This is a genomic window from Streptomyces lasalocidi (assembly GCF_005280215.1).
Taxonomy (GTDB): Bacteria; Actinomycetota; Actinomycetes; order Streptomycetales; family Streptomycetaceae; genus Streptomyces; species Streptomyces longwoodensis.
In genome coordinates this window covers 6,874,534-6,900,363 of record NZ_SZNQ01000001.1, presented here as the reverse complement: position 1 = coordinate 6,900,363, position 25,830 = coordinate 6,874,534, and the positions used below count along the sequence as shown (strand labels likewise).

21 protein-coding genes, 1 pseudogene and 1 riboswitch are annotated in these 25,830 nt (G+C 72.8%); of the genes and pseudogenes, 9 read left to right on the top strand and 13 right to left on the bottom strand.

Features of this window, described 5'->3' with window-relative positions:
• Positions 1–11 precede the first annotated feature (11 nt).
• From E4U91_RS31155 to E4U91_RS39665, 7 genes are all read right to left on the bottom strand, one after another.
• Positions 12–1,241 carry an LLM class flavin-dependent oxidoreductase gene (locus E4U91_RS31155; RefSeq protein WP_137309896.1) on the bottom strand — a complete coding sequence of 410 codons (1,230 nt, stop codon included), beginning with the start codon at positions 1,239–1,241 and terminating at the stop codon, positions 12–14.
• 170 nt (positions 1,242–1,411) lie between these two features.
• On the bottom strand, positions 1,412–2,257 hold the full coding sequence (locus tag E4U91_RS31150; RefSeq protein WP_137309895.1) for a GNAT family N-acetyltransferase: 846 nt from the start codon (positions 2,255–2,257) through the stop codon (positions 1,412–1,414).
• A gap of 43 nt (positions 2,258–2,300) precedes the next feature.
• Positions 2,301–3,320, bottom strand: a complete 1,020-nt coding sequence (locus E4U91_RS31145) for a transporter substrate-binding domain-containing protein (protein ID WP_137309894.1) — start codon at positions 3,318–3,320, stop codon at positions 2,301–2,303.
• 100 nt (positions 3,321–3,420) lie between these two features.
• The gene (locus E4U91_RS31140; RefSeq protein ID WP_137309893.1) at positions 3,421–4,206 is read right to left on the bottom strand and encodes an amino acid ABC transporter ATP-binding protein; all 786 of its coding nucleotides are present in this window, start codon (positions 4,204–4,206) and stop codon (positions 3,421–3,423) included.
• Complete coding sequence (locus tag E4U91_RS31135) at positions 4,203–5,180, bottom strand: amino acid ABC transporter permease (protein WP_137309892.1); 978 nt, start codon at positions 5,178–5,180, stop codon at positions 4,203–4,205. Before E4U91_RS31135 ends, E4U91_RS31140 begins: the two co-directional genes overlap by 4 nt.
• 417 nt (positions 5,181–5,597) lie before the next feature.
• A riboswitch (SAM riboswitch) is annotated at positions 5,598–5,708 on the bottom strand.
• Positions 5,709–5,775: 67 nt separating this feature from the next.
• Positions 5,776–6,675, bottom strand: a complete 900-nt coding sequence (locus E4U91_RS31130; protein ID WP_137309891.1) for a glutathione S-transferase C-terminal domain-containing protein — start codon at positions 6,673–6,675, stop codon at positions 5,776–5,778.
• 402 nt (positions 6,676–7,077) lie between these two features.
• A complete protein-coding gene (locus E4U91_RS39665) occupies positions 7,078–7,212 on the bottom strand; it encodes a putative leader peptide (protein ID WP_277755350.1) in 135 nt (44 codons plus the stop codon).
• 208 nt (positions 7,213–7,420) lie between these two features.
• On the opposite strand from E4U91_RS39665, the gene E4U91_RS31125 reads away from it, so the two are divergent.
• Entirely contained in the window at positions 7,421–8,131 is a 711-nt protein-coding gene (locus E4U91_RS31125; protein WP_137309890.1) for an SDR family oxidoreductase, read from the top strand.
• Between the two features lie 147 nt (positions 8,132–8,278).
• Positions 8,279–8,452, top strand: a pseudogene (locus tag E4U91_RS39255) (dihydrofolate reductase family protein); the annotation flags it as partial.
• Between the two features lie 130 nt (positions 8,453–8,582).
• On the opposite strand, the gene E4U91_RS31115 reads toward E4U91_RS39255, so the two are convergent.
• Positions 8,583–9,056, bottom strand: a complete 474-nt coding sequence (locus tag E4U91_RS31115; RefSeq protein ID WP_241678746.1) for an ATP-binding protein — start codon at positions 9,054–9,056, stop codon at positions 8,583–8,585.
• Positions 9,057–9,410: 354 nt separating this feature from the next.
• On the opposite strand from E4U91_RS31115, the gene E4U91_RS31105 reads away from it, so the two are divergent.
• Positions 9,411–9,836: a (2Fe-2S) ferredoxin domain-containing protein gene (locus E4U91_RS31105; protein ID WP_137309888.1), complete on the top strand. Its 426-nt coding sequence runs from the start codon at positions 9,411–9,413 to the stop codon at positions 9,834–9,836.
• Between the two features lie 74 nt (positions 9,837–9,910).
• Here E4U91_RS31105 and E4U91_RS31100 read toward each other — a convergent pair whose 3' ends face one another.
• Positions 9,911–10,483 carry a TetR/AcrR family transcriptional regulator gene (locus E4U91_RS31100; protein ID WP_137309887.1) on the bottom strand — a complete coding sequence of 191 codons (573 nt, stop codon included), beginning with the start codon at positions 10,481–10,483 and terminating at the stop codon, positions 9,911–9,913.
• Positions 10,484–10,572: 89 nt separating this feature from the next.
• The gene (locus E4U91_RS31095) at positions 10,573–11,226 is read right to left on the bottom strand and encodes a TetR/AcrR family transcriptional regulator (RefSeq protein WP_137311090.1); all 654 of its coding nucleotides are present in this window, start codon (positions 11,224–11,226) and stop codon (positions 10,573–10,575) included.
• Positions 11,227–11,399: 173 nt separating this feature from the next.
• On the opposite strand from E4U91_RS31095, the gene E4U91_RS31090 reads away from it, so the two are divergent.
• Positions 11,400–12,860 carry an MFS transporter gene (locus E4U91_RS31090; protein ID WP_137309886.1) on the top strand — a complete coding sequence of 487 codons (1,461 nt, stop codon included), beginning with the start codon at positions 11,400–11,402 and terminating at the stop codon, positions 12,858–12,860.
• A 274-nt stretch (positions 12,861–13,134) separates the two neighbouring features.
• Here E4U91_RS31090 and E4U91_RS31085 read toward each other — a convergent pair whose 3' ends face one another.
• The 3 genes from E4U91_RS31085 to E4U91_RS31075 all read right to left on the bottom strand — a co-directional run bounded on the left by E4U91_RS31085 (position 13,135) and on the right by E4U91_RS31075 (position 18,844).
• On the bottom strand, positions 13,135–15,921 hold the full coding sequence (locus E4U91_RS31085; protein ID WP_137309885.1) for a LuxR C-terminal-related transcriptional regulator: 2,787 nt from the start codon (positions 15,919–15,921) through the stop codon (positions 13,135–13,137).
• 741 nt (positions 15,922–16,662) lie between these two features.
• Complete coding sequence (locus E4U91_RS31080) at positions 16,663–17,205, bottom strand: ATP-binding protein (protein ID WP_137309884.1); 543 nt, start codon at positions 17,203–17,205, stop codon at positions 16,663–16,665.
• Between the two features lie 67 nt (positions 17,206–17,272).
• Entirely contained in the window at positions 17,273–18,844 is a 1,572-nt protein-coding gene (locus tag E4U91_RS31075) for a S8 family serine peptidase (protein ID WP_137311089.1), read from the bottom strand.
• 1,142 nt (positions 18,845–19,986) lie between these two features.
• On the opposite strand from E4U91_RS31075, the gene E4U91_RS31070 reads away from it, so the two are divergent.
• The 5 genes from E4U91_RS31070 (at position 19,987) to E4U91_RS31050 (ending at position 25,801) form a co-directional block, all read left to right on the top strand.
• Positions 19,987–21,063, top strand: coding sequence for an LLM class flavin-dependent oxidoreductase (locus tag E4U91_RS31070; protein ID WP_137309883.1), 1,077 nt, complete (start codon positions 19,987–19,989; stop codon positions 21,061–21,063).
• 376 nt (positions 21,064–21,439) lie between these two features.
• Positions 21,440–22,540: an LLM class flavin-dependent oxidoreductase gene (locus E4U91_RS31065; protein ID WP_137309882.1), complete on the top strand. Its 1,101-nt coding sequence runs from the start codon at positions 21,440–21,442 to the stop codon at positions 22,538–22,540.
• A complete protein-coding gene (locus E4U91_RS31060) occupies positions 22,537–23,937 on the top strand; it encodes an NtaA/DmoA family FMN-dependent monooxygenase (protein ID WP_137309881.1) in 1,401 nt (466 codons plus the stop codon). The genes E4U91_RS31065 and E4U91_RS31060 overlap by 4 nt, the downstream gene beginning before the upstream one ends.
• Positions 23,938–23,942: 5 nt before the next feature.
• The gene (locus tag E4U91_RS31055) at positions 23,943–24,869 is read left to right on the top strand and encodes an LLM class F420-dependent oxidoreductase (RefSeq protein WP_137309880.1); all 927 of its coding nucleotides are present in this window, start codon (positions 23,943–23,945) and stop codon (positions 24,867–24,869) included.
• A gap of 107 nt (positions 24,870–24,976) precedes the next feature.
• Entirely contained in the window at positions 24,977–25,801 is an 825-nt protein-coding gene (locus E4U91_RS31050; RefSeq protein WP_137309879.1) for a DUF1684 domain-containing protein, read from the top strand.
• Positions 25,802–25,830 lie beyond the last annotated feature (29 nt).

Here is a 25,830-nt window from a genome sequence, read left to right as displayed (position 1 = left end):
CTCCGGCCGGTTCAGGCTGCGGCGTAGCGGTTGGCGGGGCGGGCGAGGCCGAGCAGGCCGCGCAGGGTGTCGGCCTCGTAGGCACGGCGGAAGGCGCCGCGGCGCTGGAGTTCGGGCACCAGGCCGCGGGTGATCGCGGGCAGGTCGTGGCCGGCGACGGCGGGGCGCAGCCGGAAGCCGGTCAGTCCTGCCGACTGCAACTCCTGCAGCAGGTCCGCGAGTTCCGTCGGGGTGCCGGTGAACACGAGGGCGTCGCTGGTGTACGGCTCACCGGCGAGCGCGTCGAGGCGCTCGTGGCGGGCGCGGGCGGCGCCGGGGTCGTCGTCGAGGAAGACCACCAGGTCACCGAAGATGTGCAGCGGCTCGGCGGAGCGGCCGGCGGCGTCCTGCTCGGCGCGGATCTCGGCGACGATCGCGCGGGCCTGGTCGGTGTCGTGCGGGGTGACGTAGCCGACGTCGGCGGCGCGGGCCACCAGCCGGTACGGGACCGTGGCGTGGGCGAGGGCCGTGACCAGCGGCTGGCCCTGCGGCGGGCGGGGCGTGATGGAGGGGCCCTTGACGCTGAAGTGGCGGCCCTCGAAGTCGATGTAGTGCAGCTTGTCGCGGTCGATGAACCGGCCGGTGGCCACGTCGCGGATCTCCGCGTCGTCCTCCCAGCTGTCCCACAGGCGGCGCACGACCTCGACGTGGTCGGCGGCCTCGTCGAAGAGGTCGCTCACCACCGGGGGGACCGGGGCGTCGTAGGAGTCGATGCGCTCGACGGTGCGGCGGCCGAAGTGCGCGGCCTCGTTGGGCCGGGCGGTGATCTGCACGCGCAGGCCGGCGCGGCCGGTGCTCACGTAGTCGAGGGTGGCGATCGCCTTGGAGATGTGGAACGGCTCGGTGTGGGTGGCCACGACGGTCGGCACCAGGCCGATGTGACGGGTGAGCGGGGCGACGCGGGAAGCGACGAGGACGGCGTCGAGCCGGCCGCGCACCTGGTCGGTGCGGTCGTCGGGGTCCAGGAAGTGGGAGGACTGGGGGCCGAGGCCGTCCTCGAGGGTGACGAAGTCGAGCAGTCCGTGCTCGGCCTCGGTGACGAGGTCGGCCCAGTAGCGGGCGCTGAGGAGTTCACGGGGGCGGGCGACCGGCTCGCGCCAGGAGGCGGGGTGCCAGCCGGTGCCGTCGAGGGCGACGGCGAGGTGCAGGGCGGAGGCGGGCTGCTCGGGAGAGATCGCGGAGGTCGGGGAGGAGGGGGACACGTCAGTGCCTTCCTGGAGGTCCGTACGGGGTCGCCGGCCGCGTGCGGGCTCGGGCGGCGCGGGGCGAGGGGGCGGAGGGAGTCCGGTTCAGGGGCGACAGAGGGCGCCGGGGACGCGGTGCGGGGCGGGGTGCGGCCGGGTGGGCGGGTGCGCGGCGTGCGGGACACCGGTCACGCCGTCACCTCCGTCCTCGGGGCGCCGGAGCCGTCCGGCGCGACCTCGCTCAGCGTGTCGTGGGGTGCAACACCCGTGCGGCTGCTGGGTGTTCCCGGGGTGCGCAGCACGACGATCCGCGAACTGCGGCGCAGGGTGAAGCCGAGGGACCGGTAGAGGCGGATGGCCGGGGTGTTGTCGGCGGCGGCGTGCAGGAACGGCACGTCGCCGCGTGCGCGGATGCCGGCGGCGACGGCGCGGACCAGCCGGGTGGCCAGGCCCCTCCCCCGGTGCTCGGGGTCGGTACACACCGCGCTGATCTCCGTCCAGCCGGGCAGCCGCAGCCTCTCGCCCGCCAGGGCGACCAGCCGGCCGTGGTGCCGGATGCCGAGGTAGGTGCCGAGTTCCACGGTCCGCGCGAGGAACGGGCCGGGCCGGGTGCGGGCGACGAGGTCGAGGATCTCCGGCACGTCGGCGGGTCCGAGCCGTACCGCCTCGGGCGCGGGTTCGGCGCGCAGGGCGGTGTCGACGAGCTGGACGCCGCGGCCGGCGCCGACGACCTCCCAGCCGTCGGGCACGTCGTCGACGGGCTTGACCCGTACGGTCGTTCCCGGCCCGGCGAGCGCGTGCAGGTCGGCCCACGCGGCCGGGTCCGCGGGGTCGGCGAGGGCGGCGAAGGCGTAGACGTCGGCCGGGTAGCGGGCGGCCCGGCCCAGGCGCTCGGCGAGGTGGGCGTGGGGGCCGGTGAGGGCCGCCCAGACGGCGTTGTCGAGGGGGTGCGGGGCGGTCACGGCGTTGGCGAGGGGGTGCGGGGCGGTCACGGGGAGGGCTCCGCCCCCGCGGAGGTCGGTCGGCTGGTCCACGGAGGCGGAGTTCCTTTCGGCTCGGACGGGTCGGAGACGCGGGTCAGGCGTTGTCGAGCGGCAGCCCGGGCGGGTTGACCTCCGACTTCGTGACGGCGTCACTGGTGAGGTTCCAGGCCGTGAGCCACTTGGCGTACTGGCCGTTGTCGATCAGGTGGTTGATCGCGTCGGAGAGCGGCTTGGCGAGGCCGCTGCCCTTCTTGGCGGTCGCGGCGATCAGGCCCTGTAGCGTGGCGCCGGCACCGGAGAACTGGCCCGCGAGGCGGGTCGGGCTGGGCGTGCCCGCGCTCTGGGTGACGTGATAGGCGAGGTTGGGGCTGGGCCCGAAGTAGGCGTCGATCTTGCCGCTGTTGAGGGCCAGGTAGGTGCTGTTGGAGTCCTGGAAGTACTTGACGGTCAGCTTCTTGCCCTCCTTCTCCAGCTTGCCCTTCCACTCCAGCAGGATCCGCTCCTGGTTGGTGCCGGCGCCGACCGACACCGTCCTGCCGGCCAGGGCCCGGTAGTCGCCGTCGAACGTCCACGGGGACTTCTTGAGCGTCTCGAAGGTGAGGTCGTCCTTGCGGTAGGAGGCGAACTCGTACTTCTGCTTGCGCTCCTCGGTGTCGGTGATGTTGGAGAAGCCGACGTCCACCTTGCCGCTGTCGATGCCGACGAAGAGGTTCTCCCAGGTGAAGCGCTTGACCTCGGGTTCGAGGCCGAGGACGGCGGCGACCAGGCGGGCCAGGTCCACCTCGGAGCCGGTGAGGGTCTTCTGGTCGCTGCCGGTGAAGCCGAGCGGCGGGGCCCCGGCCGGCAGGGTGCCCGAGCCGATCACCAGCTTGCCGCTCTTCCTGAGGGAGGCGGGCAGTTCGGCGCTGATGGACTTGACCTCGGAGACCTTCAGGCTGGTCTCCTTGGCGGCGCCGTTGGACAGTCTGCCCACGGTGACCGTGCCGGCGGTGCCGGTCGTGGTGGCGGCGTCGCTGTCACCACCGCAGGCGGCGAGCCCGGTGGCGAGGGTGGCGACCGCGGTGGCCGCGGTGATGCCGCGTATCAGGCTGCGTCGGGTGAAGTGGCGGGGCATGGCTGTTCCTTGTCGTTGCGGAATGCGTTGAGATGAGTGCAGAAAGTGACGGGAAGGGGGGTAGAAGGGGTGGTGCGGGGGCGGGCGGCAGGCGGTGGGGTCAGAGGACCTTGCTGAGGAAGTCCCTGGTCCGCTCGTGCCGGGGGTGGTCGAGGACCTCGGAGGGCGGGCCCTGCTCGACGATGCGGCCGCCGTCCATGAAGACGACCCGGTCGGCGACCTCGCGGGCGAAGCCGATCTCGTGCGTCACGATCAGCAGGGTGGTGCCGCTGGTCGCCAGGTCCTTGATGACCGCGAGGACCTCGCCGACGAGTTCGGGGTCTAGGGCGGAGGTCGGCTCGTCGAAGAGGATGACCCCCGGCCGCAGGGCGAGGGCGCGGGCGATGGCCACGCGCTGCTGCTGGCCGCCCGACAACTGCCGTGGGTACGCGGCGGCCTTGTCGGCGAGCCCGACCCGGGCGAGGAGGTCGCGGGCGAGGGCCAGGGCCTCGGGCCGGCTCAGCCTGCCGGTCGCCACGGGGGCGGCGGCCACGTTGTCGAGGACCGTCAGGTGCGGGAAGAGGTTGAAGTTCTGGAAGACGAACCCGATCCGGCTGCGCTGGGCGAGGATGGCGCGCTCGCTCAGCTCCTTCAGCCGGTCGCCGTTGCGGCGGACGCCGATCGGCTCGCCGTCAAGGCTGACGTAGCCGACCTCGGGCTTCTCCAGGTGGTTGACGACCCGCAGCAGCGTGGACTTGCCGGAGCCGGACGGGCCGAGGATGACGGTGACCTCGCCCGGCCGTACCGTCAGGTCGATCCCGTTGAGCACCCGGTGGGCGCCGTACCACTTGTGCACGTCGTGCACTTCGACGGCCGCGGCCGTCCGGTCGAGGGTCCCGGTGGTCATACGGCGGCCTCCCTGCGGATGCGGTCCCGCACGTCGGTGAGGCCGGCGCGCAGCCTCTGCAGCGGGGTCGGCGGCAGGGTGCGCGTGGCGCCCCGGGCGTAGTACCGCTCGACGTAGAACTGGATGACGGAGACGACGCTGGTGAGGATCAGGTACCAGACGGTGACCACCAGCAGCAGGGGCACGATGTCGCCGGGGTAGGTGGAGCCCATCGACTGCGCCGTGCCGAACAGGTCGAGCAGCGACACGTAGAAGACCAGCGAACTGCTCTTGATCAGGTTGATCAGCTGGTTGACGTAGTTCGGGGTGATGGAGCGCAGCGCCTGCGGGAAGACGATCCTGCGGAACTGGTAGCCCTTGGGCAGGCCGAGGGCGGCGGCCGCCTCGTGCTGGCCCTGGTCGACGGAGAGGATGCCGCCGCGCACGACTTCGGCGGCGTACGCCGACTCGTGCAGGCTCAGGCCGACGACGGCGATGGCCATGTCGGTGGCGAGCCGCGACTCGTCGAAACGGACGAACGCGGGTCCGAAGGGGACGCCGATGCTCAACGTCTGGTACAGGGCGCTGAAGTTGTACAGGAACAGCAGCACCACGATCAGCGGGACGGAGCGCAGCGCCCACACGTAGGTCCAGCTGACCGCCCGCAGCACCGGGCTGCCGGAGAGCCGGGCCAGGGCGAACACGATCCCGCCGAGCAGGCCGAGGACCGCGCTCCAGGCGGTGACCTCGAGGGTGATCAGCAGTCCGTCGAGGATGGTCGGGCGCAGGAACCAGTAGCCGAACCGGTCCCACTGGTAGAACTGGTTGGTGACCAGGCCGTGCACGAACTGGGCGGCCAGGACGAGGACCACGGCGGTGGCGATCCAGCGCCCGGGTCGGCGCAGCGGCTGAACGCGCTGCGCCGACAACGGTCTTGACGGTGTGTCGGTGGGTGGCGCCGTGACGAGGGACACGGCAGCCGGGGATTCGCTCATGGAGGGGCTCCGGCGGGAGTCGGACACCCCGGTCGGGGGTTCACCGTGGACGGTCGCGGCGCGCCGGCCGGGCGGCGGGGACCGCTCGGACGGCGCGGCGGTGGACGCGGCGCACGGTGGGATGAGGCGACCGGGGCGGGGCGGACAACGGCACACCGCTCGGGCGGTGTTCGTCGGGTACGCGGCTCGGGGGTGGTGTCAGCCCCGACAGCGGGCGCGGCCCGGTGCGGTACACAGTGCGCTGCTGACCCGGAGCAGATCGACGGCGCGGTCGGCCACGAGCGGGGCGGGCTGGTCGGCGGACGGCCGTACGCAGCCCCGGGAGCGGCGGGGGGCCGTCCTGTCGGCTGCGTACATCGTGGTCACCGTCTCTGTTCCGGCCCCCTGGTGCGGGGGCTGTCCCGGCCCCGTACGGGGCTCTCGCGCTTACCGAATCCGTCGTCCGGTCCGGTCGTCACCTGGGGCACCCCACCGCGGTGCGAGGGTTGCCGGTCAGCAAGCCAGGGCTTGTCGCTGACGCTCTTGACCGTTCTGGGCCGTAAGTTAAGACAGTCCCCGCCCGTGATGTCAACGCCGGTCCACGGGTTGGACCCGCTCAGGGCCGTTCGACCTGCGGCCGGGCGCGGTCGGCGTCCATGGCGAGGGCCGCCCAGTCCAGGATCTGGACGGCGGCACCGGCGGCCTCCAGGCCCCGGCAACGGGCCTCGTGGCGGCGGGCGATGCCGTCGAGGTCGAGGTGGCGGCCGAAGGCCGGGTGCGCGGTGAGGCGACGCGCGTACGCCCACAGGGCGGGGTGCCCGGCGACGCGACGCACGGCCGAGGCGTCGAGGTGGTGCCGGTGCACGGTGTCGAGCTGCACCAGCGTGACCCACAACTCGACGTCGGCAGCGGTGACTTGGTCGCTGATCAGGTACGACTGCGCGGCGAGTCCGCGCTCCAGCACGTCGAGGGTGTCGAGCAGGGTGTCCAGGGCTTCGGCACGCTCCCGCGGGTCGGCGTCGGCCGATCCGGCGCGCTGCGCGGCCTGTTCGACGCCCTGGGCGCACATCCGCTGCACGGCCTCGATCTCCGACTGGGCGCCGCACGGGTACAGCGAGGGCCGGCCGCCCCCGAAGTGCCGGGCGAGGTCGCGGGCGATGTCGGGCCCGTGGGTCGAGACGATCCGCCCGGACCAGTCGTCGCTGAGCACGGGGCCGAGGGCGGGCCCGGTGTAGTGGTGGGCGCTGGCCTCGTAGAGCGGGCGCAGCGCGGAGTGGCCGCCGTCGGGACAGTCGGGGACGGCGGGCAGGACCGTCACGGGACAGGCGGTGTCGAGGCCGAGCAGGCTGTGGGTGACGGCGATGCGCAGCCCGTCGGGGTCGGCGGGCGACAGGTGCAGGCGGTAGCGGCGCGGGACGGCGTAGTGGCCGCTGCGCGCGTCGCGGCCGATGCGCCCGCGGAAGGCGGGGCCGGGCCGGTCGGACGGGTGATGGGCGGCCAGTGGCGTGACGGACATGTCTCTCCCCGAAAGGCGGGCGCGACGCGAGGTACGCGCGGTGGAGGCGGCTGCGGACGGCTTCGGCGGCAGGGCGGCGGCGACGAGGGGCAGGCGGCTGCGGGTGACGGACGGTGCATGGACGGCAGGGCACGCACAGGACGGCCCCGGACGGCACCGGCGCGGGACGCGGACGCCCGGGACGGCGCGGACGCGTGACGGGATCGCTGCGGGAGAGGGTGGCAGGCCCGGACGTACCGGAGGAGGCCCCTGGTGGCGCACTGCGCGCGGCCCCCGACCGGCGTCGTCGTCCGGACGCGCAGCGGGCCCCGCGGTCACGGCCGGCCCCGCGGTCCCGGTCCTCCCGGTCCCCCGGGGCTTGTGTCTCGCCGCCCGCTCAGGGCGCGGCCGGACGGACCCGGGTCAGACCCGGGCGGCCCTGATGGCGCTGCACACGCGCTGCAGATCGATGTGGCGGCGGGAGGTGAGCAGGGGTGACGACCACGTCGTACGGCCGGTTCGGCTCGCCCGGGTGGTGACCGGCTCCGCGTGGCTCATGTTTCCCTACCTGTTCACTAGGATTCCCGCCTCCGAGTGTCGATCCGCCTCCAGGCCCCGTCAAGGGGTCGTCCACCAGCTGGTTGCAGGGCACCGCTGAACGCGTGCCGCGCGGCACGCTTCCCCGCGGCCGGGCGTGCCTGGTCCTGTCACCCCCAGGAACACGGGGGCACTGCCTCGGGACGCCGTCCGGCGCGAGGCTGGACGCATGACGACCACACTGATCACCGGAGCGAACAAGGGTCTCGGCTTCGAGACCGCCCGCCGGCTCGTCGCCGCGGGCCACACCGTCTACGTCGGCAGCCGGGACGCCGGGCGCGGCCGGGCCGCCGCCGAACAGCTGGGCGCCCGGGCCGTCCTGCTGGACGTCACCGACGACGCGTCGGTGGCCGCCGCGGTCAAGACGGTCGAGGCGGAGAGCGGCGGCCTGGACGTCCTGGTGAACAACGCCGGCATCGAGGAGCGGGGCGAGGGCCACGCGTTCGTCGGCCCGGCCGACCTGACCCCCGAGACGCTGCGGACCGTGCTGGAGACGAACGTCGTCGGCGTGGTCCGGGTGACCCGCGCCTTCCTGCCGCTGCTGCGCCGGTCCGCGGCACCGGTCGTGGTCAACGTCAGCAGCGGGCTCGCCTCGCTGACCCGGGTCACCACCGAGGGCGACCCCGCCTTCGCCTACCCGGGCGTCGCCTACCCCGCGTCGAAGGCGGCGGTGAACATGATCACCGTCCAGTACGCGAAGGCGTTCCCCGAGCTGCGCGTCAACGCCGTCGAGCCGGGCTTCACCGCGACCGACCTCAACGGGCACGCGGGCACCCAGACCGTCGAGGAGGGCGCCGAGGTCATCGTCCGCATGGCCCTGCTGGGCCCGGACGGTCCGACCGGCACGTACGTCGACGTGAACGGGCCGCTGCCCTGGTGACGCCCGGTTGCCCGGCCGCGTGCAGGTACACGGCCGGGGCGGCACTGAGGCAGGCGGCCGCCGCGATGCGCTGGGCCCTCAGGGCCGCTTCCTGACACGCCTTGGAACTTCAACGACTCCAGTGACGGAATCGGTGCCGGTGAGCACGCTCAATTCCTCGATGCCGGCCTCGTCGACACCCTGCATGTGGCGGTCTCGCCGGTGAAGCTCGGGTCCGGACTGCGACTTTGGGAATCCCCCGATGAGCTGCGCGACCGGTTCCACCTGGAGGTCGTGCTCAGCCCTGGCGGTGTGACGCACCACCTCTTCTGGCGAAGGTGAGGCGAGGGCCCACTCGAGTCCAGGCCGCCGTAGCGAGAAGGGCGTCCGCCCCATCGGGGGGCTTGCCCGCCCAGTTGTCGCACGAGGAGCGGCTCGCCGGGCGCCTCCCGGAAGGGCACAAGGTGGTCGGTCAAAGGGAGCCGCGTCCGGTGACGGCGCCGCCGGGGTCGTCGAGCAGGGCGATACGGACGGTGACGCGTTTGCCGACCGGCTCCATCTGGACCGCGTAGTCCTGGGCGACCGCCTTCACGATCTCCAGCCCGTGCCGGCCCACGCGGCCGGCGTCCGCGGTCCGGGCCACCGGCAGCTGTGACGCGGAGTCCCACACCATGATTTCGACGAGATCACCGACGATCCGCAGCTGCATCAGCGCCAGGCCCGGCGCGTGCTTGTGGGCGTTGGTGACCAGCTCGCTGACCACCAGCTGAGTCAGGTCGACGGCGCGCTGGGAGACAGGCAGCTCGTGGGCGGCCTGGGCCTGGGTGAGGAACCGCGCGGCAAGGTGGCGGGCCTGGGCAATGCTCGCTCCATTGCCTTCCAGAGCCATGGTGGTCTGCATCGCCTGCTCGTCCGGCGCATCCACACTGACCGGGACTGGTTCCATCACGGCAGCCTTTCGCTTCCCCGTTCACGGCCCCGGAGTACCCGGACCCGTGCGGGTACACGCCTCACACCGACCGGCCAGCTCCCCGCCGGCACGGCAGTGCGTCCAGCCACGGCCTGGAGGAGCCGCCCCTCCGCCTGTACTCACCCGACATACTCGTCCCCCTGCACTTCAGCCCGCGAAGACCGCACCGGGGGTTTTCATCACCGTGCCCTTGGCCTGGGACCTGATCGGCACGCTTAGCCTGCCACTCGGCGTCGTCCGCCACGTAGGCTCTACCGTCATCGTCGGCGTCAACGGCCCGCGCCTACTGCGCGAACGCGCCTGGGCGCACAACCTCCCCAAGGACATCTCATGAGCAGGCGTAGCCGACGCGACCGTACCGCTGCCCCCTCACAGGCGACCGGCGGCGCCCGGTGCACCGTCACCGTCTGCCGGGGATGCTGCTGCGGAACGACAGCCAAGGTGCCCCGCCTCGACCACGAGGCGCAGCTCACCGAGGTGCGGTCAGCACTGGCAGGGGTTGCCACGGTGCGGCGGACCGACTGCCTCGACGCGTGTGAGCGAGCCAACGTCATCGTGATCCAGCCCTCCGCTGAAGGACGGAAGGCCGGAGGCCGGCCGGTATGGCTCGGCCAGGTCAACGACCCGGGCGCCGTCGCCGACATCACTGCCTGGGTCCGCGAGGGCGGCCCCGGTCTGGCGGAGCCTCCCGGCGTCCTCGATCTGTATGCCTTTCAGCCCTCACGCCGCGTCCGCGCTGAACTTCACGACGCGTAGCACCCACACACCAGCGGCCAGGAGGAACTGAAGGCCTGCTGCCGGTGCCGGCCTCCCAGGGTGCCGACAGGGCCTCAGCAGGGCAGGAACACGGCCAGCAGCCGCTGCGCGGTCGCCGCGGTGTCCGTGGGCCGTGCGGGGTCGCGGGTCATCAGCAGGTGGTGGGTCGTGCCGACGAGGGCGAGCGCGATGGTGGCGGCGTCGCTGCCTGCGGGGATGCGGCCGGCGTGCTGTTCCGCCTGGAGGTAGGCGGTGACGTGCTGCTGGATCGCATCGAACGCGGGCACGCCGGACTGCAGGCCCTCGCGGGTGTGCGACGCGGCCGCGGGGCGGGTCATCGCCAGGCCCACCACCGCGGGAGGCAGGGAGTCCAGCAGGGCCCCGACGACCTCCTGGAGGTTCTCCGCGACCGTGGCACGGCCCACCTTGGCCTCCAGCGCCCCAGCCTGGCGGGCGCTGCGGGGGAAACGGTCCAGGACGAGTTCGGCGATGAACTCGTCCAGGCTGGCGAAGTGTGTGTGCAGCACGCTCTTGGCGCAGTCCGCCTCCGCCGTGACCGCGCGGCTGGTCAAGGCCGCGGCGCCGTCGCGGGCCACCACCCGTTCCGTGGCCGCGAATAGCCGCTCGCGCAGGTCCGGAATCGCCACACGGTCGAGCTGACGCTCCCTAGCAGACGACCAGACCCCCCGCGCGTCTTACGGAAGGGCGGCAGTCACTGTGCCTTCGTCGGTCCAGATCAAGGAACCCACTGGGCCTGAAGGCGGAGCCCTGACAACGTCAGCTCCAGCGCGGCGAGGAACTGGTCCCTGTCGTCGTGTCCCGCGAATTCGTCGGCGATCTGCTGTACGAACGGGAATGCGGCGCTGTCGAGCGACCGCCACTGCTCGGCGAAGCGGTCCAGGTAGGCGTCGCGGTCCATGTGGCCATTGAGGACTTCCTGCGGGAGTTCCGCGCCCAGGTCGGCGGCCGTGCCGATGACAACGCTCGTGATCGCGGACACTGCGTGGAAACGCTGCCGCGGGGTGAGGTGGAGGCGGAGGGTCTGCTGGCCGAGCTTCTCGTACAGCCGCAGCGAGTTGCCCTGCACGTCGGTGTTGCGCATGAAGTACGCCGCCAGCCAGGGCCGGTCGATGATCGCGTCGAACAGTGTGATGGCCATCGCACGGAGGTCAGCGATGGGGTCGTCACTCTGCGGCTGCCCTTCGACGAGGGCGAGGACCCCGCCGATCGCGTGGTCGGTGGCGCGGTCGAGCAGTTCCTCCTTGCTTGAGACGTACCAGTAGATGGTGCCGACGCCGGTGCCGAGGCGGGCGGCGAGCGCGCGGAACGTCAGTGCCGGTGCGCCGGCCTCGTCGAGCAGGGCCACGGCGGCGCTGAGGACCGCCTCCAGCGAGTGCGAAGCACGCTTGCGCCCCCGGGGAGAGCCTCTCGAGGAAAGCGTGCGCGGGCCTGTCATGGCATCCATCCAATCACAGCTTGCCTCCACATCGAACAACGTTCTAGCATCGAACGACGTTCTACTATCGAACGTCGTTCGTTACGGCGCTCGGAAAGGGGCCAGCCATGACCGCCGTCACCGATTCCGCTCCACCTGTGGGCCAGACCTATCCGTCGCTGCGCGCCGCCTGGATCCCCCTGGCCGCGCTCTGCCTGGCCTTCTTCGTCGAGATGGTCGACAACACGCTGCTCTCCATCGCGCTCCCCACCATCGGCCGCGATCTCGGCAGCGGCACGACCGCCCTGCAATGGGTCACCGGCGCCTACTCACTGACCTTCGGCGGCCTCCTCCTCACGGCAGGGTCACTCGCCGACCGGCTCGGTCGACGCCGCGTCCTGCTCGTCGGCCTCGCCGCCTTCGGGCTGCTCAGCCTCTGCGTCGTCGCGGTCAACTCCGCAGGGCAGCTCATAGCGCTGCGCGCCGGGCTCGGCATCGCCGCCGCTGCCATGGCACCTATCACCAACTCCCTCGTCTTCCGGCTGTTCGACGACCAGGCGCTGCGCATGCGCGCGATGACCCTGATGATCGTCGTCGGCATGTCCGGTTTCGTCCTCGGCCCGCTGCTGGGCGGCACGGCCCTCGCTCACGTGCGCTGGGAGTGGCTGCTCGTGGTCAACGCGCCGATCGCGCTGATCGCGGCCATCGGGGTGCGCCTCGGAGTAGCCGCCGACCAACCCGAGGACCTGACCAAGGACGGGCTCGACCTGCCGGGCGCCGTCCTGAGCGTCCTCACCATCGGCCTGGCCTGCTACTCCCTGACAAGCGGCGTCGAGCACGGCTGGCTCTCCTCGGCGACCATCACATCGATTCTCGGCGCCGTGGCCGCCGGCTTCGCGTTCGTGCGGCACGAGCGCCGCAGCGCCGCGCCCATGCTCGACCTCAGAGTCTTCTCCAGGGGAACCGTCCGCGGCGCGGCCATCGCTCAGATCGGCACGTCCATCGCGATGGCCGGCGTGATGTTCGGGCTGATCCTCCACTTCCAGTACGCCTATGGATGGAGCCCCGTGAGGGCGGGCCTTGCGAACCTGCCGATCATCGTGACCATGATCGTCGCGACGCCGCTGTCGGAATGGCTCGGCAAGCGCTTCGGGCACCGGGTCGCCTGCCTGGTCGGCGCGGCCTGTCTGGCCGCCGCCCTGGCCGGCCTGGCCTGGGTCGTCGACCACGGGTACGCCGCCATCGCCGTCTCCATGGTCGTGATGACGATCGGGCTGCGCACCGTGATGACGATCTGCGCCATCGCCCTGGTCGACGCGATGCCGGCCAACCGCACGTCGATCGGCACCGCCCTCAACGACACCGCTCAGGAGGTCGGGACCAGCGTCGGCACCGCTGTCGTCGGCACCCTGATCGCCGCACTGGTCACCACCCAGTTGCCCGCGGGCGTGTGGAGCAGCGACCTCGTGCACTCCTTCTTCCACGGCGAGCGGATCACGTACGCCGTACTCGCAGTGATCGTCGGTCTGATCGCGACAGGCGGTGCGCTCACGCTCACCGACTCCCACTCCGTCGAGGAGCCAGCCTGAACCATCGCAGCCAGGGCTGTTCAAGCGAGACGTCTGACGGCCAGACACCAGCGCGTCCGTCACAGCCGTATGTCGAACCCCGGTGTGCACGTTCCTCGGCGTCGGCGCGCCCGAATGTAGTGCCGCACATGGTCGGCGCCAATCCGGAACCCGGCTCCTACGGATACGACAAAAAGTCCGGCCGATGCCACGGGTACGCACACGCAAAAGCAGAGCGGGGGGGGGAACGTGTCGCTCCGCGGTCGACGCCCTGGGCCCTCGCGGTCCCTGGCCGTCATCCGGTGTCGCCCTCAGGCGTGCGCCCCAGCCTGTGCTCAAGGTCTCGGCGGGAGAGTGCACCGGTCTTGCGCATGGCGCGGGCGATGTGCTGCTCCACTGTCCGAGGGGAGAGGTGGAGGGTGACGGCGATCTCCCGGTTGGTCAGGCCGGAGACCGCGAGCTGTGCCACCTCCGCCTCCCGTGGGGACAGGGCGTCAGCGTGCGAGGGCCGACCGGGAGGGCGGCCCTTCTTCGCCGGCTGGCGCGTGCGCAGCAGGGCTCTGGCCCGCGCCGCGTCCCAGACGGCGCCCAGTTCGGCGAAGCATTCGGCGCAGCTCTCCAGCTCGGTGACCGCCCACGCGGCCGACAGGTGAGCGGGCACCGGGTCCGGCGGCGTGGCGATGACGCTGGTCTGCATGAGCGGGTCGGGCTCCGCTTCGGTGTCCGCTGCGAGCGCGCAGCGGGCGGCGCCCTCCATCGTCAGGGCCCGGGAGTAAGGGCGGGGCAGCTCGGTGAAGGCCGCTGCGGCCTGCCGGTACAGCTCAACGGCCCGCTGCCATGCTTCTTGCCGTACCGGGTCGGAGTTCTCCTGGGACGACGCTTCGGTTTCGGCGAGCACGGCACTGCTCCACATGAGCGCAGCTCGGGCGGCGGGCGCGTCGCGTTGCCCGAGCCCTTGGGAGAAGTCCCGGACCATGCCCTGCGCCGCGGCCCTGTCGTCCGTGCGTGCCAGGGCCTCCACTGCCCACGGCGCGAGTTCCGCTGCCCACGACCAGACCCCTTTCTCCGCGACGGCCGTCCAGGCGGCCCGGGCCTGCTCCGCCGCGACGTGGACGTCCTGGCGGGCCAGGGAGAGCCGGATCGCGGCGCCGGCCGCCGTCGCGGCCAGGGGCACCGGCAGATTCTCGGCCCGGGTCGTCCCGCGTTGGGACAGCCAGGACACCGCCTCGCCCCAGTCGCCCTGGGCGAGGGCGAGCAGACCTCGTACGACGTAGGCGTCGGAGGCGATGAACGGCATGTCGGCGGTCGCGGCGACGAAGTCCTCGCACCGCTTGGCCAAGCCCGGCCACTGGCCGGTCCACCACTCCTGGAGCAGCCGTGCCCCCAGCGCGGTGTGCTCCTGGTAGGGCGCGCCATTGCGCGCGGCCAGATCCAGTCCTTCTGCGAGCAGGTCCTCGGCCCGTTCGTGGAAGCCGAGCCAGACCGCGGAGTTGGCGGCGTTGCACAGGCCTCGCGCCGCCTGCCGGGCGCACGCGGGATCTGTGTCCTTCGCGGACAGCTCCTTGACCAGCTCCCACGCCCCCGGGTCGGCGCAGCTCAAGGCGAGGTCAGCCCGGTTGGCCAGGACCGCCGTGCGCATGACCTCGTCCCCGCTCGCGTCCGCGACGTCGACGGCTCTGGCTATCCATTGCCGGTCGGCGTCGATGGAGCTGCCCGGGAAGAACACGCTGGAGAGTGCCGCCATGGCACGCGCGGCCAGACCGGGCCGGACCTCGCACAATTCGGCGGCGGCGGTCTCCAGCGCCTGGCGCCCCTCGTGGCCCCGGCCCATCTGGTTGCACAGCATGAGACCCAGGTCGAGCCGTAGCTCTCCGCGGACAGCCGGGGGCAGGGACGCGTCGCGCACGATCTGCGCGAGCACCTCCACGGTCTGGTCCGAGCGCAGCCCGGTCACCGCGCTGCGGGCGAGGAGCGGCGCGAGGCGGGCCCGGCTCTGCGGCGGCAGGCCGGGCGTGGCCAGCGTCTTCTCCAGCAGGGTGATCGCCCGCTGGTGCTGACCGGACGCGGCCGCCGCTTCGGCTGCCTTCTCCACCGCTCTGAGCCATTTGCGGGTCTCGTCGGCCGCCCTGTGGTGCTCGGCCACGCCGGCCCAGGGCACGGGCTGTCTGCGGCTCAGCGCACGCGCCGCCCGCGCGTGCAGGTCCTGGCGGACGGGGCCGGGCACGGAGGCCCTGACGGCCGGTGCCGCCAGCGGGACGGCGAAGCCGTAGCGGCCTTCGGCCGGCTCGGCCAGGGCCGCCCCCTCCAGGGCCCGCAGCAACGCGCCGCTCCCCGCCGCTGCTCCGAGACCCGACGCCGCGATCAGCTCGTCCCGGCCGGCGGGATCACCGAGGACGGCGGCCGCCCAGACCACCGGCCGGTCCTCCGGCGACAGTGCGTGCGTACGGCTGAGCACCAGTTCCGCGAGACGGGTCGGCACACCGGCCGCTTCTACCTCGGCAACCGCGACGGTGGACGCCGGATGCCATTCCCTCAGTACGTCCAGGAGGTCGACGACCACCCCGGGCACTCCGCCGGTGAGTTCGTACAGTCTGCGCACCGCCCCGGCCGTGCACTTCCCGCCCAGCACCTCCGCGGCGGCCCGACCGACGCGTTCCTCGTCCCAGGGCGTCAACCGGTGCCGTAGCACCGTCAGCCGGGAGGGGTACGTCATCGGCGGACCACCTAACGGCAGTCCGGGGACGGGGAGTTCCTCGGGCCGGAAGGCCACGGCAGCCGCCGAGCCCGGCCCCAGTCCCTCGAGGACGCGGCGCAGCCGCCGCAGTGCGTCCTCGTCCGCCCGGTGGACGTCGTCCACCAGCCACAGGGTCGGCGTCCCCTCGTCCGATGGTCCGGTGTCGGCTCCGCACTGCCACCGCACGCGGACCGTGCCTGTCCTCCCCGGCAGGTCGGCCAGTTCTTGGAGCAGGTGACTCTTCCCCTGGCCGGCGGCGCCTTCGACGAACAGCAGCACGGGTTCCGCTCGCTCGTCGGTGAGGACGCGGGCCAGGGGCCGCAGAGCGGAACCACGCGTCTGCGTCACGTCCTCACCCTCGCTCTCCTTCTTCCGGGCGCGCCCCGAACAGGTCGCGCTCAGCAACTCGCCACCGGTGCGCGGGAGAAGTACGGAGTCCGCGTCACCCACGCGGGAGAATTCCGCCGACGCATTCCCGCACCCATGCCCGGATGACGGGTCCGCGCGAGTCGATTCCGGCACCGTACCAATACGGTGGTGCAGGAATACAGAGACGGAGCAGGACCTTCCCCATATCTCCCAGCTCGCAGAAGCGGAAGATTATGCGACGCGAATCACCGCCGCGGGCGGCGTGGATTCACAAGAGCCGAGGGCCGTGAAGCAAGGCCCGATGCCCCTACGAGCGGGTGAGCCACCAGGGTGCGCCCGACGGCCGTCTGACTCACAGCAGTTGCAGACCGAAGCCGTGGCACTGCGGCTCGAAGTCCTCCGGGCCGTCGGCCAGTCGGAGGTGTTCGTCTGCTCGATGACGCCCGAAAACGGGCTGCGTTCGACAGGTGGGTCACGAAGCCCATGTGCGGTACGGCCGACCGGCATGCCCTTGTGGGGCGGCCACGCCGGTCGGCCGACGACGTCGAAGGTAGTGCCGCAGGCTCTCGGCGCCCATCCGGAACCCGCTTCCTACGGATACGTCAAAAACCGGCCGCCGCCACGAAGGTACGAGGAGCCAGGCGCCTGCGGGAACGTGTCACTCCGAGCCGCAGGGGCTCGCTTCCCCGCCGCGGGCGGCGTGTCGTCGCCCGGCCTCCCTCACCGCTCCCGCCCCGTCGCGCACGACTCCGCCGGGCCGGCGTGGCTGAGCCGGCGCAGCAGTCGGTAGGCGGCCGGGGTGAGGGTCCAGCGGTCGGTGTGCCGCCTCGGCGCGCGCCCAGCCTCGGGGTGCGGATTCCGGCCCGCCGCGCCGGGCGTCTGCGGGATCAGGGACAGCACGGCGTAGCAGCGTTTCCCGGTGCCCACGGGTTCGTATCCGTGCAGCAGGCACAGGGCGTCGAGCAGGACGAGGCCACGGCCCTGCTCGGCGTACGGGTGCGCGGTCGCCCGGCGGGGCATGCGGGGGTCGCCGTCGGTGACCTCGATGATCAGGTACGGCTGGTCCAGCGTGATCTCGGCGGTCAGGCGCCCGCCCACGTGCAGGAGGCCGTTGGTCAGCAGTTCGGAGGCCACCAGCCGCAGGTGCGCGCACTGGTCGTCGTCCAGTGCAGCGCCCCACTCGCGCACGATCTCGGACATCCGGCCGCGCACGGTGCGCACCGCGGCGGGGGTGGCGTCGAAGGTCCAGAGGGCGTGGGGCATGCGGTATCTCCTCGGCGGGGGCGCCGCGGATGCGCGGCGCCCCCTGTCAGTGGTCGTTCCGGGGTGATCAGAACTGGAGCGACCAGGCGTTGATGTAGCCGGTGTCGTTGGTCCAGTTGTCGGTGACGCGCAGCTTCCAGGTGCCGTTGGCCACCTCACTGGAGGCGTTGACGGTGTAGGTGGCCTGGACGTTGTCGGCGCTGTCGTTGCTGTTGTAGTCCTTCAGCAGGTAGGCGGAGCCGTCGGGGGCGACCAGTTCGACCTTCAGGTCACCGCGGAAGGTGTGGCGGATGTCGACCGTGACGGACAGGGCTGAGGGAGCGTTGCCGCTGACGCCGGTCACCGAGATCGGGGAGGTGACGGTGGCGTTGTCCGAGACGGTGTAGTCGCTGGTGTTCTCGAAGCGCGGTCCCGTGGGCGGGGTGGTGGTGCCGCCGCCGATGTACAGGAGCTTGTTGGGCGATCCCTGCGTGTCGCCGATGACGCCGGACGTGGCGTTGTTGTTGAGGGCCGTCTGGACCTGGGCCGGGGTGGCGGTGGGGTTGGCGGACAGGTAGAGGGCGGCCGCGCCGGTGACGTGGGGAGCGGCCATGGAGGTGCCGGTCATGGTGGTGGTGGCGGTGTCACTGCCGGGGGCCGCGGAGAGGATGTCGGTGCCGGGGGCGAACAGGTCGGTGCACGAGCCGTAGTTGGAGTCGGAACGGCGCTGGTCGCTCTTGGTGGCGTTGTTCACCACGATGGCTTCCTTGATGTTGCCCGGCGAGTTCTGGCACGCGTCGCTGTTGGCGTTGCCGGAGGAGACCACCCAGGTGACGCCGTTGGCGATGGAGTTCTTGATGGCCTGGTCCTCGGCGGGCACGGTGGTGCCGGCGCCGCTGTTGATGCTCATGTTGACCACGGCTCGTCGGCTCGGGTCCTTGGCGGCCTGCTCGGTGATCCAGTTCGCCGCCTTGACGAGGTCGGAGTCGTAGGCCTGGTCGTTGCAGTTCAGGACCCGTACCGAGACGATGCTGGCCTTCTTCGCGACGCCGTAGTCCTTGCCCGCCACCGTGCCGGCCACGTGCGTGCCGTGGCTCATGCAGGTCTGGTTGTAGGAGTCGGTGGCGAAGTTGGCGCCGATCGACGCCCGGCCCTCGAACTGCGTGTGCCCGATCCGGATACCGGAGTCCACGATGTACGCGGTGACGTTCGAAGCCGTGTTGGGGTAGGTGTAACTCTGGTCGAGGGAGTTGCCGCGCTGATCGACCCGGTCGAGCCCCCACGACGGCGGGTTGAGCTGGGTACCGGAGCTGTGGGAGATGCCGTCCTGCTGGACGTAGGCGACACTGGGGTCGGCGGCCGTCTGGCGGGCGTCCTCCGCGCTCATCGCCGCCGCGTAGCCCTTCAGCACGGTCCCGTACGTGAAGCGCACCTGACCGCCGTGCTTGCTGGTCAGCTCCTTGGAACGCTCCTTGACGGCGGACTTCGTCAGCCCGGCGTCCTTGAGGACCACGATGTAACGGCCCGGTACAGGCTCGGCGGCGGCGATGAGACGGCCGGCGGCGGGGGTGGGCCCGGGCGACGTGGCGGCGAGGGCGCTGGGGGTGGCCGGCATCGCGCCGACAGCGGTCGCCGCGACACCGGCGGCTATGAGCAGCATCTTTTTGCGCACAGAGGCTCCATGTGAGGGGATATGGGCTTTTCCCGGACGGGATGGCGAGCGTTTACGCCAAGGCGTCTCACGCTTGGCCGGAACCCTAAGTTCGGGTGTGACGCACGTTCCATAAGGGAATGCGATTTACCTATACGCAGAAAAATCCGCGCCGGATAAGCCAGTTGCGCTCGTGCATTGCCACAGCCGGACCTGGAAGCGGCATCATCCCCGCCACTCCGACACGACCCATGGTCATGTCGGGTTGCACAATGAACTGGCCGAACTCGTCTGTAATGCCAGGACACCGACCGCCGCCGACCCGCTCCGGTCGTGGGGCGATCAGCCTGCGAAGCACCGCTGGCACGCTGCCCCTCACCGGCCAACCGCCCTCGACGCAATAGCTGTTCAGGGACGAGCAGCGGGGTGCGGGCGGCGGCGCGCCAGTCCGCCCGCATCCTCGGGGCCGTCGGTGCGGGTCCACGCGGCGGGGACGTCGCAGGAAAGGGATCGGCGCGGCCGGTGGATGGTCTTCTCTTCGAGGACGCGTCCTACAGACAACCGAACCCGATGTCGATACCGGGTCAAGGGGGGAGGCTGATGCCGAGATACTGCATGGCGGTGAAGGGGGGTCCGCCTTCGGAGCGTTCGGCGATGCGAGGCATGTCGGGCCAGGCCGGGCAGCGCGCGGAGAGGGAGGTGCGGGGAAGCGGCAGGGAGCGGTGGCGCGGTGATCGCAGGGCCGTCGGCGGGGTCAGCGACCGACCTGGTCGAACTGCATCTCGCAGTGCGGGACCCGCGCGCCCCGCTCGCCCTTCCCGCCGAGGGCGCGTTGACGCCCGCGACCGGCCGTGTTTGCATCGACCCATGCCGCGCCCGTCGCTGACCTGCCGACGCTGCGTCGACCTGGTCCGGGTCGCCGCCGCGCTCTGTTGCGCCACCGGTCACTGATCACCCCGCGACCCCGCACCTGGGTCCCCGCGACCGGCCGCGACCTGACGCTCCGGCACCTGACGTCTCGTCATTCGCTAGCCCACGCACGCCTGTTGCCCCTCTCCCCCGCCCCCCCCAGCGGGCCGCCCCGACCCGGTACGCCCGGTCCGTCGCCGGTCCGCTCGCCGGGATCACCACGCCGTGAGGACGAACGCCCTATGAGCACTCCCCGGATCACCTCCCTGGCCTTCCTGACACCGGGCAACTTCGCCGACGACGACCCGTACACCGGCCTGGAGGAGACGCTCCGGCTGTTCGCGTACGGGGAGCGGCTCGGCTACGACGGCGCCTGGATCCGCCAGCGCCACCTGGAGCACGGCGTCGGCTCGGCCGCCGTGTTCCTGGCCGCCGCCGGTCAGCGCACCACGCGGATCGAGCTGGGCACGGCGGTCATCCCCATCGGCTACGAGAACCCGTTCCGCCTGGCCGAGGACCTGGCCCTGGCCGACGTCCTGTCCCGCGGCCGGCTGCAGGCCGGGTTCAGCACCGGCATGCCGCACGCCGAGCTCCTCGGCGACGTCGTGCACGACGGCGACTGGCGCTCGCTGGACCTGTCGTACGGCAGGATCGCCCGCGTCGTCGACCACCTGCGCGGCGACTACCTCGGCGACCCGGACACGGTGATCCACTCGCCCGGCAACGTCCAGCGGCCCCGGCTCCAGCCCCACGCCCCCGGGCTCCTGGACCGGGTCTGGCACGGCGCGAGCAGCCTGCGCTCGGCCCGCTGGGCCGGCGGGAACGGTCTGAACCTGCTCACCGGCAACATCGTCGCCGGCGAGGGCGGCGACGACTTCACCACCGCCCAGGCGGCGCTGCTGGACGCGTACCGGGGCGCGCTGGGCGACGGCCGCCCCCCGACCCGGGTGGCGCTGGGCCGGGTGATCGTGCCGACCGACGGCGCCGACCCCGCCACCCGGGCCCGCTACCGCGCCTACGCCGCGAGCCGCCACGAGCGCACCCTCGCACCGCAGGGGCCGCGCCGCACCCTCTTCGCCCCGGACCTGGTGGGTCCCGCCGAGCAGATCCTGGAGCGGCTGGCCGCGGACCCCGTGGTCGGCACGGTGTCCGAGCTGCGCCTGGAGCTGCCGTACGAGTTCCGGCAGGCCGACTACGAGCAGATCCTGCACGACGTGCGCCACCTGATCGCACCGGAACTCGGCTGGCGGCCGGCCGGGGAGGGCGTGTCCGCCCCCCGGGCGCCCTTGACATCCGCCGGGGCCGACCACGTACGTTGAAGTACGTTGAAACGACAAGTTTCTGGCGGGTGGAGGCCCTCGATGGACGTACCTGGCGCGGCACCGCGCGGTGCGTGCACGGGTGCGCGGCTGATCATCCGGCGGCACGTGGACTACTGCCGCACCTCGTCCGCCGTCTGTCCTTCCGCCCGGGTCTGACCGCGTGCGCGTGACGCGCCGCGCCTGACCCCGACGTCCGCGTCCGCTTCCGACGCCTGGCGTCCCCCTCACCCCCGTCACCCCGTCGCCCCGTCACCCCGCAGCGTCCGCCCCGCCGCCGGCACGTCCCGTCGGCCGGCCGGCCGCCCCGTCGTGGCCCCGTACCGCCGAGTCCCCGCCCGCACCGGCGCGACTCGTGTTCCCGGAAGGAACCGCCTTGTCCGGACCCGCCCTGCACCTCGCCGTCGAGCTCGACGGCGACGGCGCCCACCCCGCGGCCTGGCGCCGCGCCGCCCACTCGCCCGGCCAGTTGCTCACCCCGCGCCGCGTGGCCCGCGTCGCCGCCGTCGCGGAGAACGCCGGGTTCACCCTGATCACCCTCGACGACGGCGTGCTGCCGCCCGGGAGTTCCCCGGACCCGGTGGGCCGGATCGGCGCGGTCGAACGTGCGGCGTTCGTCGCCGCGTCCACGAGCACCATCGGGATCGCGCCCGTCGTGCCGGTCACGTACGCCGAACCCTTCCACGTCTCCAGCCAGTTGGCGTCCCTGGACCACATCTCCGCCGGGCGCGCCGGGTGGGTCGTGACGGAGGAGGAGCAGCCCGGGGCCGCGCGCGCCTGGGGGCGCCCGCCGGTCGACGGCGCCGAGGCGCGGGCCCGGGAGTCACGGGACGGGGTGGAGGTGGCACGGGCCCTGTGGGACTCGTGGGAGGACGACGCGGTCGTGCGGTCGGTGGCCACCAGCCGCTACCTCGACCGGGACCGCCTGCACTACGTCGACTTCACCGGGGAGACCTTCGCCGTCAAGGGACCGGCGATCGTGCCGCGCCCGCCGCAGGGCCAGCTCGTCGTCCTGGGCCGCCCGGAGCGGGTGTCCGCCGACCTGCTCGACGTCGCCCTGGTGGACGGCCGCGACGTCGCCGCGGTCGCCGCGGCCGCCGCGGGCGCGGGCACGCCCCGGGTCCTCGCCGAGGTCGAGGTGGCACTGGACACGCCGGAGGCCACCGGGGCCGAGCGGGTCGCGGACCTGGAGCGGCACGCGCCGTGGACCGACCGGGGCCGGCTGCGGCACGTCGGACCCGCCGGGCAACTCGTCGCGCTCCTTTCCGACTTGAGCCGTCACGTCGACGGCGTACGGCTGCGGCCGCTGGTGCTCGACGAGGACCTGCCCGTCCTCTCCCGCCTCGTCCTGCCGGCCCTGTCGGAGCGGCGCCTGGTCGCCCGCCCGCTGCCCGGCACGTCCCTGCGCTCGACCCTCGGTCTGGAGCGCCCCGCCAACCGCTTCGCCGCCGCGGCCGCCCTGGAGGAAGCCCGATGACCCGCACCGACCCCCTCGACGTCCCCCGGCCGGACGCCCAGCTGCACTTCGGGGTGTTCTTCCAGGGCGTGAACCACTGGACCGTCTGGTCCGCCCCGGAGAGCGGCTCGCAGATCGACCCGGCCTCCTTCCGCCGCGTGGCGCAGACCGCCGAACGCGGCCTGTTCGACGCGTTCTTCCTCGGTGAAGGGCTGCGGCTGCGGGAGGTCGACGGCCGCATCCACGACCTCGACGTGGCCGGCCGGCCGGACGCCGTCACCCAGCTCGCCGCGCTGGCCGCGGTCACCCGGCGCATCGGACTGGTCTCCACCTCCAACTCCACCTACAACGAGCCCGCCGACCTGGCCCGCCGCCTCTCCGGCCTCGACCTGCTCTCCGAGGGGCGCGCCGGGTGGAACGTGGTGACCACCGACAACGCCTGGACCGGCGCCAACTTCCGCCGCGGCGGCTACCTCGACCACGCCGACCGCTACCGGCGCGCCGAGGAGTTCCTGACGGTGGCCCGCGCGCTGTGGGACGGCTGGGAGGACGACGCGGTCGCCGGTTCCGCGGGGGCGCCCGCCTGGTCACGGCCGGGCGCCGTGCACCGGGTCCGCCACCGCGGACCGCAGTTCGACGTCGACCTCGCCCCGACCCTGCCGCGCAGCGCCCAGGGCCACCCCGTGATCTTCCAGGCCGGCGACTCGGGTGACGGACGCGACTTCGCCGCCCGCAACGCGGACGTCATCTTCTCCGCCCACGGCGGCGACTTCGACGACGCGCTGGCCTTCGCCGAGGACATCCGGCGCCGGCTGCGGGCGGTCGGCAGACCCGACGACGACCTGCGCATCCTGCCCGGCACCGAGATCATCATCGGCGCCACCGAGGAGGAGGCCGAGGAGAAGAAGCGCTGGGTGCGCCTGCAACAGGTCACTCCCGCCACCGCGTTGGGGATCGCCGGACTGCTGTGGGGCATCGACCTGTCCGACCGGGACGCCGACGGGCCGCTGCCGCAGGAGGACCCGGTCGTCGCCGAGAACGACGGCTCCTTCGGCTCCCGGCGGATCGCCGACCCGCGCACGGTCGTGGACCGGTGGCGGGCCGAGGCCGAGGCGCACGGCTGGTCGCTGCGCGAGACGGTGATCGCGCTCGGCCCGCAGCGCGGACACGTCGGCACCCCCGCGGGCCTGGCAGACAAGTTCGCCCACTACGCGCGGCACGGCGCCGTCGACGGCTTCAACATCACGCCGTACCTGATCCCCGACGGACTGGACGACATCGTCGACCTGCTCGTCCCGGAACTGCAGGAACGCGGCGTGTACCGCACCGAGTACACCGGCACCACGCTGCGCGAACACCTCGGCCTGCGCGAGCCCCTCACCCACCGGTCGGCGGCCGACCGACGCCAGGCCGGGTGAGCGGCGTGACGGTGGGAGTGGCGCTCAACGCGTCCGACGCGCCCAACCAGGTCGACGCCACGGTCGAGCTGGCCAAGGAGGCGGCGGCCGCGGGACTGCGGTCGGCCTGGTTCGGGCAGACCTTCGGGGCGGACTCGCCCCAACTGGCGGCCCTGGTGGGGCGCGAGGTGCCCGAGCTGCACGTGGGCACGTCCGCGATCCCGGTCTTCGGCCGCCATCCCCTGCTGGTCTCCAGTCAGGCGCAGACCGCGCAGGCGGCGACCCACGGGCGCTACCACCTCGGACTGGCCCTGGGCACCAAGCCGCTCACGGAGACCGGCTTCGGCCTGCCCTACGAACGTCCCATCGCCCGGCTGCGCGAGTTCCTCACCGCCCTGCGGCAGTTGACCGAGCACGGCACGGCCGACTTCCAGGGCGAGCTGCTCACCGCCCGCACTCCGCTGCCGGCGCGGGTGCCGGGGGCCGAGGGCGGGGTGCCGCTGCTGGTCGCCGCGATGGGCCCGCAGGCGCTGCGGGCCAGCGGTGAACTGGCCGACGGGATCCTGCCGTACCTGGCGGGCCCGCGCGCCCTGGCCGACCACATCGTGCCCGCGCTGACCAGGGCCGCCGAGGCGGCGGGCCGTCCCGCTCCCCGGGTCGTGGCCCTGGTGTTCGGCGTGGTCACGGACGACGCGGACGCGGTGCGCGCCGAGGCCCTGGAACGCCTGGCGTTCTACGAGCAGTTCCCGTCCTACGCCCGGGTCATCGAGCTCTCGGGCGCCCGCCGGGCCGCCGACGTCGCCGTGATCGGCGACGAGCGGACCGTCGAGGCCGAGGTGCGGCGCTACCGCGACGCCGGTGCCACCGAGGTCGTGTTCGCGGGCACCGAGATCGCGGGCGACGCGGCCCGCCGGCGCACCTGGGACCTCCTCGGCGACCTGGCCGCCCGCTGACCACGCCGGCCGGCCGTACGCCCGTACGGCGCGGTCCGGACGCGAGGCGCGCCCTCGCCCGACACACCTGGCGCGGGGCTCAGGCCCCGCCCGACGAAGGAGAACGCATGACCACCGAGGCGACCACGACGGACCTGCACGCCTTCACCGAGACCTGGCTGGAGTGGTACCGCGCCCAGGAGGCCCGGCTCGCCGCACCGCACGGCTTCCTGGCGATCACCGGCCTGCACTGGCTGGACGAGCGGCCGCAGCGCTTCCCGGACGCGCCCGGCGCGTGGCACACCGGCCCCGAGGGGGTCGTCGTCCGGCTCGACGACGGGGAGGAACTGGTCGTCGACGGGACGCCCGTGCACGGCGAGCACCGCTTCGGCGTGCTGCCCGAGCGCGGGGGCGTCGACGCGGTCTGGGGCGACGCGGTCATCGAGGTCGCCCGGCGCGGCGGCAACGACATCGTGCGGCCCCGGCACCCGGACGCGCCGCTGCGCACGGCGTTCACCGGGACCCCCGCCTACGCGCCCGACCCGCGCTGGGTGGTGACGGGCCGTTACGTCCCGTTCGACACGCCCCGGCCGACCACCGTGGGTGCCGCGGTCGAGGGCCTGGAGCACGTGTACGAGGCTCCGGGGCGGGTCGAGTTCGAGTGGGAGGGGCGTGCGCTGTCCCTGACGGCGTTCCCGGGGCACGGCGAGGGTCGGCTGTCGGTGCTGTTCACCGACGCGACCTCCGGGGTGACCACCTACGCGGCCAACCGGTCCCTGTCCCTCGACCCGCCGGCGGCCGACGGCACGGTGGTCCTGGACTTCAACCGCGCCGCGAACCTGCCGTGCGCGTACACGGACCTGGCCACCTGCCCGCTGCCCCCGGCGGAGAACCGCCTGCCGGTGGCGATCGAGGCCGGCCAGAAGATCCCGCGGGAGCGCGGCGGGGTCTGACCGCAGGGGCCTGACGTGCGGCAGGGGGC

Coding starts and splice junctions, on each gene's coding strand:
- E4U91_RS31135 (WP_137309892.1), bottom strand. CDS start 5,180: ATGAGCGAATCCCCGGCTGCCGTGTCCCTCGTCACGGCGCCACCCACC.
- E4U91_RS31130 (WP_137309891.1), bottom strand. CDS start 6,675: ATGTCCGTCACGCCACTGGCCGCCCATCACCCGTCCGACCGGCCCGGC.
- E4U91_RS31050 (WP_137309879.1), top strand. CDS start 24,977: ATGACCACCGAGGCGACCACGACGGACCTGCACGCCTTCACCGAGACC.
- E4U91_RS31070 (WP_137309883.1), top strand. CDS start 19,987: ATGAGCACTCCCCGGATCACCTCCCTGGCCTTCCTGACACCGGGCAAC.
- E4U91_RS39665 (WP_277755350.1), bottom strand. CDS start 7,212: ATGAGCCACGCGGAGCCGGTCACCACCCGGGCGAGCCGAACCGGCCGT.
- E4U91_RS31125 (WP_137309890.1), top strand. CDS start 7,421: ATGACGACCACACTGATCACCGGAGCGAACAAGGGTCTCGGCTTCGAG.
- E4U91_RS31090 (WP_137309886.1), top strand. CDS start 11,400: ATGACCGCCGTCACCGATTCCGCTCCACCTGTGGGCCAGACCTATCCG.
- E4U91_RS31075 (WP_137311089.1), bottom strand. CDS start 18,844: ATGCTGCTCATAGCCGCCGGTGTCGCGGCGACCGCTGTCGGCGCGATG.
- E4U91_RS31115 (WP_241678746.1), bottom strand. CDS start 9,056: ATGGAACCAGTCCCGGTCAGTGTGGATGCGCCGGACGAGCAGGCGATG.
- E4U91_RS31060 (WP_137309881.1), top strand. CDS start 22,537: ATGACCCGCACCGACCCCCTCGACGTCCCCCGGCCGGACGCCCAGCTG.
- E4U91_RS31145 (WP_137309894.1), bottom strand. CDS start 3,320: ATGCCCCGCCACTTCACCCGACGCAGCCTGATACGCGGCATCACCGCG.
- E4U91_RS31140 (WP_137309893.1), bottom strand. CDS start 4,206: ATGACCACCGGGACCCTCGACCGGACGGCCGCGGCCGTCGAAGTGCAC.
- E4U91_RS31080 (WP_137309884.1), bottom strand. CDS start 17,205: ATGCCCCACGCCCTCTGGACCTTCGACGCCACCCCCGCCGCGGTGCGC.
- E4U91_RS31105 (WP_137309888.1), top strand. CDS start 9,411: ATGAGCAGGCGTAGCCGACGCGACCGTACCGCTGCCCCCTCACAGGCG.